Genomic DNA, 9,870 nt, shown 5'->3' with positions numbered 1-9,870 from the left:
GCGGGCGCACACCCGCGACCCGCGGGCGCGGGGCGCGGGGGCGGCTCCTGTGTGGGCTGCGCGGCCCCGGGGCCGGGCCCCACCCCCCACGACGGTGAAGCTCTTGGCGAAGATGTTGTTGAAGCCACGCTTCGGCAGGCGCCGGTAGAGCGGCATCTGGCCACCCTCGAAGCCGTTGATGGCAACGCCGGAGCGCGCCTTCTGGCCTTTGACGCCGCGACCGCCGGTCTTGCCGGAGCCGGAGCCGATACCACGGCCGAGACGCTTCTTGGAGTGCGTCGCGCCGTCATTGTCACGCAGATCGTTGAGTTTCATCTGAGTTCTCCTGCGCTCTGGCTCAGCCCTCGTCCACGACGCGGACGAGATGCTGGACGGCAGCGATCATGCCGCGCACGGAGGGCGTATCTTCCAGCGTGCGCTGCTTGTGCATCTTGTTGAGGCCGAGGCCGACCAGCGTCGCGCGCTGTTCCTTCGGACGGCGGATCGGCGAACCGATCTGCTCAACGGTGATGGTCTTGGTTGCTTTCTTGGCCATGGTCAAAATCCCTGGTCAGATCGACTATTCTTCAGCCGCAACGGCGGTGCCGCGGCGGGCCTGAAGGGTCGAATACTTGATGCCGCGAGCAGCAGCCACATCCTTGGGATGCATCTGGCTCTTCAGCGCGTCGAAGGTGGCGCGAACCATGTTGTAGGGGTTCGACGAACCCATCGACTTGGCGACCACGTCATGCATGCCGAGCGTCTCGAAGACAGCGCGCATCGGGCCACCGGCGATGATGCCGGTACCTTGCTTGGCAGCGCGCAGCAGCACGCGTCCGGCGCCCCAGCGTCCTTCGACGTCGTGATGCAGCGTACGGCCCGAGCGCAGCGGCACGAAGATCATGTCGCGCTTGGCCGATTCAGTTGCCTTGCGGATAGCTTCCGGCACTTCGCGCGCCTTGCCGTGACCAAAGCCGACGCGGCCCTTCTGGTCGCCGACGACGACGAGTGCTGCAAAACCGAAGCGACGGCCGCCCTTGACGACCTTGGCGACGCGGTTGATGTGGACGAGCTTGTCCACCATGCCGTCATCGCGTTCTTCACGATCGCGGCCGCGGCCGCCATCCCTACGTTCCTGTGCCATATCCTGTTCCTTGTTTTTTTCCGGAAGCACGGTTGCTGATAAGATCCGGTGCCTCTGTGGGTCACCGGGGGCGAAAGTTATTCCCTTCGCATAATCTTTATCCGAAAAGTCTGCAACTTTTCGGGATCATGCTTAGAAGCTCAAGCCACCTTCACGGGCAGCCTCGGCGAGCGCCTTGACGCGGCCGTGATAGATGTAGGCGCCGCGGTCGAAGACGACTTCCTTGACGCCGGCCTTGGTGGCGCGCTCGGCGATCAGCTTGCCGATCGCGGCGGCGGCGGCGGTATCGGCGCCGGTCTTGAGCGAACCCTTGAAGTCCTTCTCAAGTGTCGAAGCGGCAGCGATGGTGTGGCCCTTGGCGTCGTCGATGACCTGCACGTAGATGTTCTTCGACGTGCGGTGGACCGACAGACGCGGACGCTCGCCGGCGACCTTCTTGATCTGACGGCGGACGCGCTGCGCGCGGCGCTGCGTGGATTCCTTGGTACCCATGATGGTCTTCCTTGCCTTCAAAAAACGGGGGCCGCCATATGCGGTAGGCGAAAGCGCCTCCCGCGACCGCTCCCCGCGGCGTTGATTTGCAGTGAATGGTGAATGGAAAAATGGAGAACGGTAGAAGCGGAGTGCCACCCGGCCCCTGCTCTATCCTACTGCCATTCACCATTCACCATTCACGACTACTTCTTCTTGCCTTCCTTGCGGACGATCTTCTCGCCAGCGTAACGGACGCCCTTGCCCTTGTAAGGCTCGGGGCCGCGGTATTCGCGGATCTCGGCCGCAACCTGGCCGACCTGCTGCTTGTCGATGCCGGCCACGGTGATTTCAGTCGGCTTCGGCACCGTGATGGTGATGCCCTGCGGCGTCTCGTAGACGACGTCATGGCTGAAGCCAAGTGCCAGCTGAAGGTTCTTGCCCTGAAGTGCCGCGCGATAGCCGACGCCGGTGATCTCGAGCTTCTTCTCGAAACCGTCCTTGACGCCCTGCAGGATGTTGACGATCTGCGTGCGCGACATGCCCCACTTGGAGCGGGCGGCCTTGGTCTGGTCGCGCGGCTGGACAGCGATCTCGCTGCCTTCCATCTTGACCAGCACTTCGTCGTTCACCACGAACTTCAGCTCACCCTTGGGGCCCTTCGCCGTCACGGTCTGGCCGTTGACGGTCGCGGTCACGCCCTGCGGCAGCGAAACGGGTTTCTTACCAATACGAGACATTTTTTTGTCCTCGTCACTTCTCTTGTTTCAGGTCTCTGTCTTCGGGAACGATCCGAAGACCGGATTCCACTTTGCGGTCAGCTGCCAGATCAGAAGATCTGGCAGAGGATTTCACCGCCGACGTTCTGTTCACGTGCTTCGTGGTCGGCCATCACGCCCTTCGGTGTCGAAAGGATGGCGATGCCGAGGCCGTTGGCGACCTGCGGAATCGACTTGGCCGAAACATAGACGCGGCGGCCTGGCTTCGAGACGCGGGCGATTTCGCGCACGACCGGCGCGCCGTCGAAATACTTCAGCTCGATCTCGATTTCGGACTTGCCGTTGTCGAAGTCGGTCTGGCTGTAATCGCGGATATAGCCTTCAGCCTTCAGCACGTCGAGGACGCGGGTGCGCAGACGCGAAGCCGGCGTCGAAACGCTCGACTTCTTGCGGCCATACGCGTTGCGGATGCGGGTCAGCATATCGCCGAGAGGATCGCTCAATGACATGTTATGTCCTCCTTACCAGCTCGACTTGACCAGGCCCGGGATCTGGCCGTTATTGCCGAGATCACGAAGCGCGATGCGCGATACTTTGAGCTTGCGATAGTAGGCACGCGGACGGCCGGTAACTTCGCAGCGGTTGCGGATGCGGATCTTGGCCGAGTTGCGCGGCAAGGCAGCAAGCTTCAGCTGAGCGCGGAAGCGCTCTTCCATCGGCTTGGACTGATCCATGATGATCGCCTTGAGGGCAGCCCGCTTGGGACCGTACTGGTCGGCAAGCTTGCGGCGCCTGTTGTTCTTCTCGACTGAGCTGGTCTTTGCCATTTCAGATTTTTCCTTTTCTCGCTGCCGTTACTGGCGGAAGGGGAAGTTGAAGGCCTTGAGCAATGCCCTGGCTTCGTCGTCCGTCTTCGCAGTCGTACAAACGATGACGTCCATGCCCCAGATCTGATCAACCTTGTCGTAGTTGATCTCCGGGAACACGATGTGTTCCTTGATGCCCATGGCGTAGTTGCCACGGCCATCGAAGCTCTTCGGATTCAGTCCGCGGAAGTCGCGGACGCGCGGCAGTGCGATGTTCACGAGGCGGTCGAGGAACTCGTACATGCGTTCCTTGCGCAGCGTGACCTTGGCGCCGATCGGCATCTTCTCGCGGACCTTGAAGCCGGCGATCGAGTTGCGGGCGCGGGTGACGACGGCCTTCTGGCCGGCGATCATCGCCAGGTCTTCGGCCGCGATCGAAGGCTTCTTCGAATCGGCGGTCGCTTCGCCAACGCCCATGTTCAGCACGATCTTGTCGATGCGCGGAACCTGCATCTCGTTGTCGTAGCCGAACTGTTCCTGCAGCGCCTTGCGGATGGTCTCGTTGTAGACCTGCTTGAGGCGCGGCGTGTTCTGGGCCTTGGACTGTTTGCTTTCAGCCTTGGGCTTCGTGGTTTGAGCCTTAGCCATTGATGACTTCTCCCGAGCGCTTGGCGACGCGCACCTTCTTGCCGTCCTTCTGGAAGATGAAACCGACGCGGGTCGGCTTGCCATCCTTGGGGTCGGCCAGCGCGATGTTCGACAGCTGGATCGGCGCTTCCTTGGTGATGATCCCGCCCTCTTGGGACTGGGACTGCTTCTGGTGACGACGGATCATGTTGACGCCGCGCACCAGCGCGGTGTCTTCCTTCGGCTGTACCGAGAGGACTTCGCCCGAACGGCCCTTGTCCTTGCCGGCCAGCACGACGACCTTGTCGCCTTTTCTAATCTTTTGCATTGGTCCGGCTCCTTACAGCACTTCAGGCGCGAGCGAGATGATCTTCATGTGGTTCTTGGCGCGGAGTTCGCGCGGAACCGGTCCGAAGATACGCGTGCCGATCGGCTCTTTCTTGTTGTCGACGAGAACGGCCGCGTTCTTGTCGAAACGGATCACGCTGCCGTCCGGGCGGCGGATGTCCTTGGCCGTGCGAACCACGACCGCCTTCATCACATCGCCCTTCTTCACGCGGCCGCGCGGGATGGCTTCCTTGATCGACACCACGATGATGTCGCCCACGGAAGCGTATTTCCGCTTCGAGCCGCCCAGCACCTTGATGCACATGACACGACGGGCGCCGGAATTATCCGCGACGTCGAGGTTTGTTTGCATCTGAATCATGACTGGCCGCCTTCTTCTTTTCTAACGGGACAGGCTCAAAGCCCCTCCCCGGTCTGTCCAAAATTCGTTGTTTACGCCCGAGGTCAGGCTTGGTCCGAAGACACGACGATCCAGCGCTTATCCTTGGAAATCGGCTTCGATTCCTGGATGAACACCTGATCGCCTACCTTGTGGGCGTTGTTCTCGTCGTGCGCCTTGTACTTCTTGGTCATGCGCACGGTCTTCTTCATCACGGGATGCGTGAAGCGCCGTTCGACCTTGACGACAACCGTCTTCTCGTTCTTGTCGCTGACGACGGTGCCCTGCAGAATGCGCTTTGGCATGGTTTTCGTCCTTAAGCCTTCTTAGCCGCGGACTTTTCCGCAGCGATGGTCTTGATACGCGCAATATCCTTACGGACCTGTCTCACGCGCGCGGTCTTCTCGAGCTGGCCGGTGGCCTTCTGGAAGCGCAGGTTGAACTGCTCCTTCTTCAGGCTGGCCAGGTCGTCGGTCAGCTGGTCCTGGGTCTTGGTCCGGATGTCTTCGGCTTTCATGATCAGCCCGTCCTTATTCTGCGATGCGCTGCACGAAGCGCGTCTTGACCGAGAGCTTGGCCGCGCCGAGACGCAGTGCCTCACGGGCGGTTTCTTCGTTGACGCCGTCGATCTCGAACATGATGCGGCCCGGCTTGACGCGCGCCGCCCAGTAATCGACCGCACCCTTGCCCTTACCCATGCGGACTTCGGTCGGCTTCGAAGTGACCGGCACGTCCGGGAAAATACGGATCCAGACGCGACCGGCGCGCTTCATTTCACGTGTGATCGCGCGGCGGGCCGCCTCGATCTCACGCGCGGTGACGCGGTTCGGCTCAAGCGCCTTCAGCCCGAAACCACCGAAATCCAGATTGGTGCCGCCCTTTGCGGTACCATGGATACGGCCCTTGAACTGCTTGCGGAACTTTGTGCGCTTTGGCTGCAGCATCGTTCTAACTCCAAATTCCTAAATGTCTCAGGCGTTTTCGCGACGACGACCGCGTTCGCGATCACCACCACCGCCATGCGCTGCATCGCTTTCGCTGGCCCGACGCTCCGAAGCCATCGGGTCATGCTCAAGGATCTCGCCCTTGAACACCCAGACCTTGACGCCGCAGATGCCATAAGCGGTGTGCGCTTCGGCCGTGCCGTAGTCGACGTCCGCACGCAGCGTATGCAGCGGCACGCGACCTTCGCGATACCATTCCATACGCGCGATCTCGGCACCGCCGAGACGGCCGGCGCAGTTGATGCGGATGCCTTCGGCACCGAGGCGCATCGCCGACTGAACGGCACGCTTCATGGCGCGGCGGAAGGCGATACGACGCTCGAGCTGCTGGGCGATCGACTGGGCGACCAGGGTCGCGTCGATTTCCGGCTTGCGCACTTCAACGATGTTGAGGTGCGTCTCGGACTTCGTCATCTCCATCAGCTTCTTGCGAAGCTTCTCGATGTCGGCGCCCTTCTTGCCGATAATCAGACCCGGGCGCGCGGCATGGATGGTGACGCGGCACTTCTTGTGCGGACGCTCGATGACGACCTTCGAGATGGCAGCCTGCTTGAGCTCCTTCTCAAGATACTTGCGGATCTTGATGTCCTCATGCAGCAGCTTGCCGTACTCGCCGGTGTTCGCGAACCAGCGCGAATCCCAGGTGCGGTTGATGCCGAGGCGAAGACCGATCGGATTGACTTTCTGGCCCATTATGCGGCCTCCCCTTTTTCTTCGACTTCACGAACGACGATCGTGAGGTGCGAGAACGGCTTCTCGATACGGCTGGCGCGACCACGGCCACGGGCATGGAACCGCTTCATGACGACCGACTTGCCGACATAGGCTTCCGCCACGATCAGTGCATCGACGTCCAGGTCGTGGTTGTTTTCCGCGTTGGCGATTGCCGATTCCAGCGTCTTCTTGACCGTGCCGGAAATCCGCTTGGCCGAGAATTCGAGATCGGAAAGCGCTGTCGCGACCTTCTTGCCGCGGATCAGCGCGGCAACCAGGTTCAGCTTCTGCGGGCTGATACGGATCGTGCGCAACACGGCGCGCGCTTCGTTATCAGCAAGCCTGCGCGGAGCTTTGGCCTTGCCCATGATTATTTCCTCTTCGCCTTCTTATCCGCGCCGTGACCGTAATAGGTCCGGGTCGGAGCGAATTCACCGAACTTGTGACCGACCATGTCCTCGTTCACCGAGACGGGAACATGCTTCTGGCCGTTGTAGACACCGAAGGTGAAGCCGACAAACTGCGGCAGGATGGTGGAGCGACGGCTCCACATCTTGATCACCTCATTGCGACCACCTTCACGAACCTTGTCCACCTTCTTGAGAAGGTAGCCGTCAATGAAGGGGCCTTTCCAAATCGAACGAGTCACTTGGCGTTACCTCTTCTTAGCTCTTGCGCTGATGGCGCGAGCGCAGGATGAACTTGTCGGTCGCCTTGTTGGACCGCGTCTTCTTGCCCTTGGTCGGCTTGCCCCAAGGCGAAACCGGATGGCGGCCACCCGAGGTGCGGCCTTCGCCGCCGCCGTGCGGATGGTCGACCGGGTTCATGGTCACGCCGCGATTGTGCGGACGCTTGCCACGCCAGACCGTGCGACCGGCCTTGCCGTCATTGATGTTGCCGTGGTCCGGATTGGACACGGCGCCGACAGTGGCCATGCAGGAGCCGTGAACGACACGCTGCTCGCCCGAGTTGAGGCGCAGGATCGCCATGCCCTGGTCACGACCGACCAGCTGGCCATAGCCACCTGCCGAACGGGCGACCTGAGCGCCCTTGCCCGGCTTCAGCTCGATGTTGTGGACGATGGTGCCGACCGGCATCGAAGCCAGCGGCATCGCATTGCCCGGCTTCACGTCGACCGCTTCGCCGGACACGATCTTGTCGCCGGGAGCCAGACGCTGCGGAGCGATGATGTAGGACAGCTCGCCATCGTCATACTTGATCAGCGCGATGAAGGCGGTGCGGTTCGGATCGTATTCAATGCGCTCGACCGTGCCAACGACGTCGAACTTGCGGCGCTTGAAGTCGATGATGCGGTACGAACGCTTATGACCACCGCCGATGAAGCGGGCGGTGATGCGGCCATGGTTGTTGCGACCGCCCGACTTGGTCAGGCCTTCGGTCAGACCCTTGACGGGCTTGCCCTTGTAGAGGCCCGAGCGGTCGACGATGACCAGCTGACGGGTGCTGGGCGTTACCGGGTTGAATTTTTTCAGTGCCATGTTTCTGTCCTCGCGGCCTTGCTCAGAGACCCGTCGCGACGTCGATCGACTGGCCATCGGCCAGCGTCACAATCGCCTTCTTGACGTCGCTCTGGCGGCCAACCGTGCCACGGAAGCGCTTGATCTTGCCCTTGCGGACAAGCGTGTTCACGGCCATCACCTTGACGCCGAACAGCGCTTCGACGGCGGCCTTGATTTCCGGCTTCGACGCCTTCTTGGCGACGTTGAAGACGACCTGGTTGTTCTCGGAGGCCATGGTCGACTTTTCGGTGATCGCCGGCGAGACGATCACGTCGTAGTGACGAAGGTCGGTCATTTAAAGCGCTCCTCGAGAGCCTCGACGGCGGCCTTCGAAAGGACCAGCGTGCCGCGGCGTAGAATGTCGTAGACGTTGATGCCCTGGATGGGCAGTACGTCGATGTTCGGGATGTTCGTCGCCGCGAGCTTGAAATTCTTGTCAAGCTCGGCACCGCCGATCAACAGGGCATTGGTCAGGCCCAGCGTCGCGAAATTCGCGATCAGCGCCTTCGTCTTGGCCTCGGTCAGCTTCAGCTCGTCGATGATGATGATCGACGCGCTCTTGGCTTTGGCCGAGAGAGCATGCTTGAGGCCAAGCGCACGAACCTTCTTCGGCAATTCGTGCTCGTGGCTGCGAACGACCGGGCCGTGAGCCTTGCCGCCGCCGCGGAACTGCGGAGCGCGTGCCGAATGGTGACGGGCGCGGCCCGTACCCTTCTGCTTGTACATCTTGGCGCCGGTGCGCGCGATCTCGGCGCGGCCCTTGGTCTTGTGCGTGCCCTGCTGCTTCTTGGCAAGCTGCCAGCGCACGACGCGCTGCAGGATGTCTTCGCGCGGATCAAGGCCGAAAATCTCCTCGGAGAGTTTCACCTTGCCGGCGTCCTTGCCGCCAAGCGTTGTGATCTTGAGATCCATTATTCCGCTCCCTCTGTGGCCGGAGCCTCGTTCTTAGCAGCTGCCGCAACGGCGCGGATCGCGGCGGGCTTCGGCGCATTGGCCGGCAGTGCCACCTTGGCCGCATCGCGGACCAGGATCCAGGCGCCCTTCGATCCGGGAACCGCACCGCGGATCAGGATCAGGCCACGGTCGGCGTCGGTAGAGACGATCTCGACATTCTGCGTGGTGACGCGGGTGTCGCCCATGTGGCCAGCCATATTCTTGCCCTTGAACACCTTACCCGGGTCCTGGCGCTGGCCGGTCGAACCGTGCGAACGGTGCGAAACCGAGTTACCGTGCGTGGCGCGGCCACCGCCCATGTGGTGACGCTTGATGACGCCCTGAAAACCCTTGCCGATCGTCGTGCCCGTCACATCGACCTTCTGGCCGGGGACGAAATGCTCGACGGTGATCTCGGCGCCGACATCGATCATGTTGTCGGCGGAGACGCGAAACTCGGCGACCTTCGCCTTCGGCTCGACGGAAGCGGTCGCGAAATGACCGCGCAACGCCTTCGACGTGTTCTTCACCTTGGCCAGGCCAACGCCGAGCTGAACGGCGGTGTAGCCATTCTTCTCTTGCGTACGTTGGGCCACGACCTGGCAGTTCTCCATCAGGAGAACGGTGACGGGAACATGTTCCCCGGCATCGTTGTAGATGCGGGTCATTCCCACCTTCTTTGCAATCACACCTGAACGCATCGGTTCAATTCCTTTAGAGTTCCGGGCCAGGGGCACCGCCCCTTACCGCGCTCTCATTCCCTTAGAGCTTGATCTCGACGTCGACGCCGGCGGCCAGATCGAGCTTCATCAAAGCATCGACCGTCTGCGGGGTCGGATCGACGATGTCGAGCAGACGCTTGTGCGTGCGCATCTCGAACTGCTCGCGGCTCTTCTTGTCGACGTGAGGCGACCGGTTGACCGTGAACTTTTCGATCCGCGTCGGCAGCGGAATGGGGCCGCGGACGTTGGCACCGGTGCGCTTGGCCGTCGACACGATTTCCTTCGTCGAGGCGTCGAGCACGCGGTGGTCAAACGCCTTCAGGCGGATGCGGATATTCTGTCCGTTCATGCGTCACTTCCTTGTTCTGGCGCGGCGCGGGCAGCGCCCGCGACAGATCGGTTTAAGTCCAAATTACTCTTTGATGGTGACGACGATGCCGGCACCGACGGTGCGGCCGCCTTCACGGATAGCGAAGCGCAGCTTCTCTTCCATGGCGATCGGCA

General features: G+C 61.7%; 22 protein-coding genes. All 22 read right to left on the bottom strand.

Translation table 11 applies throughout. The features are described 5' to 3' along the window. Window positions 1-315, bottom strand: a 315-nt coding sequence (gene rplO, locus NKJ06_RS32805; RefSeq protein ID WP_352812074.1) for a 50S ribosomal protein L15, incomplete at its 3' end; no start/stop codon positions are given. 22 nt (window positions 316-337) lie between these two features. Beyond that, a complete protein-coding gene (gene rpmD, locus NKJ06_RS32800) occupies window positions 338-535 on the bottom strand; it encodes a 50S ribosomal protein L30 (protein ID WP_006205449.1) in 198 nt (65 codons plus the stop codon). A 24-nt stretch (window positions 536-559) separates the two neighbouring features. Beyond that, a complete protein-coding gene (gene rpsE, locus NKJ06_RS32795) occupies window positions 560-1,123 on the bottom strand; it encodes a 30S ribosomal protein S5 (protein ID WP_006333394.1) in 564 nt (187 codons plus the stop codon). A gap of 132 nt (window positions 1,124-1,255) precedes the next feature. After that, window positions 1,256-1,615: a 50S ribosomal protein L18 gene (gene rplR, locus NKJ06_RS32790; protein WP_352633700.1), complete on the bottom strand. Its 360-nt coding sequence runs from the start codon at window positions 1,613-1,615 to the stop codon at window positions 1,256-1,258. A 185-nt stretch (window positions 1,616-1,800) separates the two neighbouring features. Next, window positions 1,801-2,334 (bottom strand): 50S ribosomal protein L6, encoded by a 534-nt coding sequence (gene rplF / locus NKJ06_RS32785; protein WP_352633698.1) that lies wholly within the window; start codon window positions 2,332-2,334, stop codon window positions 1,801-1,803. Window positions 2,335-2,423: 89 nt separating this feature from the next. Further along, the gene (rpsH, locus tag NKJ06_RS32780) at window positions 2,424-2,822 is read right to left on the bottom strand and encodes a 30S ribosomal protein S8 (protein WP_013531431.1); all 399 of its coding nucleotides are present in this window, start codon (window positions 2,820-2,822) and stop codon (window positions 2,424-2,426) included. 12 nt (window positions 2,823-2,834) lie between these two features. Next, entirely contained in the window at window positions 2,835-3,140 is a 306-nt protein-coding gene (rpsN, locus tag NKJ06_RS32775) for a 30S ribosomal protein S14 (protein WP_010909282.1), read from the bottom strand. 27 nt (window positions 3,141-3,167) lie between these two features. Beyond that, window positions 3,168-3,767, bottom strand: coding sequence for a 50S ribosomal protein L5 (gene rplE, locus NKJ06_RS32770; RefSeq protein WP_013531429.1), 600 nt, complete (start codon window positions 3,765-3,767; stop codon window positions 3,168-3,170). Next, the gene (gene rplX, locus NKJ06_RS32765) at window positions 3,760-4,074 is read right to left on the bottom strand and encodes a 50S ribosomal protein L24 (RefSeq protein WP_013531428.1); all 315 of its coding nucleotides are present in this window, start codon (window positions 4,072-4,074) and stop codon (window positions 3,760-3,762) included. Before rplX ends, rplE begins: the two co-directional genes overlap by 8 nt. A 12-nt stretch (window positions 4,075-4,086) precedes the next feature. Then, window positions 4,087-4,455 carry a 50S ribosomal protein L14 gene (gene rplN / locus NKJ06_RS32760; protein WP_006205457.1) on the bottom strand — a complete coding sequence of 123 codons (369 nt, stop codon included), beginning with the start codon at window positions 4,453-4,455 and terminating at the stop codon, window positions 4,087-4,089. Between the two features lie 83 nt (window positions 4,456-4,538). After that, entirely contained in the window at window positions 4,539-4,778 is a 240-nt protein-coding gene (gene rpsQ, locus NKJ06_RS32755; RefSeq protein WP_010909280.1) for a 30S ribosomal protein S17, read from the bottom strand. Between the two features lie 11 nt (window positions 4,779-4,789). Further along, window positions 4,790-4,990, bottom strand: a complete 201-nt coding sequence (gene rpmC, locus NKJ06_RS32750) for a 50S ribosomal protein L29 (protein ID WP_006205459.1) — start codon at window positions 4,988-4,990, stop codon at window positions 4,790-4,792. A gap of 13 nt (window positions 4,991-5,003) precedes the next feature. After that, a complete protein-coding gene (gene rplP, locus NKJ06_RS32745) occupies window positions 5,004-5,417 on the bottom strand; it encodes a 50S ribosomal protein L16 (protein WP_013531427.1) in 414 nt (137 codons plus the stop codon). A 27-nt stretch (window positions 5,418-5,444) separates the two neighbouring features. Then, on the bottom strand, window positions 5,445-6,170 hold the full coding sequence (rpsC, locus tag NKJ06_RS32740) for a 30S ribosomal protein S3 (protein ID WP_013531426.1): 726 nt from the start codon (window positions 6,168-6,170) through the stop codon (window positions 5,445-5,447). Further along, the gene (gene rplV / locus NKJ06_RS32735) at window positions 6,170-6,559 is read right to left on the bottom strand and encodes a 50S ribosomal protein L22 (protein ID WP_352633695.1); all 390 of its coding nucleotides are present in this window, start codon (window positions 6,557-6,559) and stop codon (window positions 6,170-6,172) included. The genes rpsC and rplV overlap by 1 nt, the downstream gene beginning before the upstream one ends. Before the next feature lie 2 nt (window positions 6,560-6,561). Beyond that, window positions 6,562-6,840: a 30S ribosomal protein S19 gene (gene rpsS / locus NKJ06_RS32730; protein ID WP_006205463.1), complete on the bottom strand. Its 279-nt coding sequence runs from the start codon at window positions 6,838-6,840 to the stop codon at window positions 6,562-6,564. Between the two features lie 16 nt (window positions 6,841-6,856). After that, a complete protein-coding gene (rplB, locus tag NKJ06_RS32725) occupies window positions 6,857-7,690 on the bottom strand; it encodes a 50S ribosomal protein L2 (protein WP_027026960.1) in 834 nt (277 codons plus the stop codon). A gap of 22 nt (window positions 7,691-7,712) precedes the next feature. Then, window positions 7,713-8,006 (bottom strand): 50S ribosomal protein L23, encoded by a 294-nt coding sequence (locus tag NKJ06_RS32720; protein WP_027028839.1) that lies wholly within the window; start codon window positions 8,004-8,006, stop codon window positions 7,713-7,715. Then, window positions 8,003-8,623: a 50S ribosomal protein L4 gene (gene rplD / locus NKJ06_RS32715; protein WP_352633693.1), complete on the bottom strand. Its 621-nt coding sequence runs from the start codon at window positions 8,621-8,623 to the stop codon at window positions 8,003-8,005. Before rplD ends, NKJ06_RS32720 begins: the two co-directional genes overlap by 4 nt. Then, the gene (gene rplC, locus NKJ06_RS32710) at window positions 8,623-9,345 is read right to left on the bottom strand and encodes a 50S ribosomal protein L3 (protein ID WP_352633691.1); all 723 of its coding nucleotides are present in this window, start codon (window positions 9,343-9,345) and stop codon (window positions 8,623-8,625) included. Before rplC ends, rplD begins: the two co-directional genes overlap by 1 nt. Window positions 9,346-9,406: 61 nt before the next feature. After that, window positions 9,407-9,715, bottom strand: a complete 309-nt coding sequence (rpsJ, locus tag NKJ06_RS32705) for a 30S ribosomal protein S10 (RefSeq protein WP_010909272.1) — start codon at window positions 9,713-9,715, stop codon at window positions 9,407-9,409. Between the two features lie 63 nt (window positions 9,716-9,778). Next, window positions 9,779-9,870 (bottom strand): EF-Tu C-terminal domain-related protein (locus tag NKJ06_RS32700; protein ID WP_023785181.1); only part of this gene is annotated, 92 nt, incomplete at its 5' end.

Origin of the sequence: Mesorhizobium sp. M0293, from assembly GCF_040321735.1 — a bacterium.
In the GTDB taxonomy this organism is placed as follows: Bacteria; Pseudomonadota; Alphaproteobacteria; order Rhizobiales; family Rhizobiaceae; genus Mesorhizobium.
Note: the sequence above shows the minus strand (reverse complement) of the source record. Positions and strands in the feature narration are given on the sequence as shown.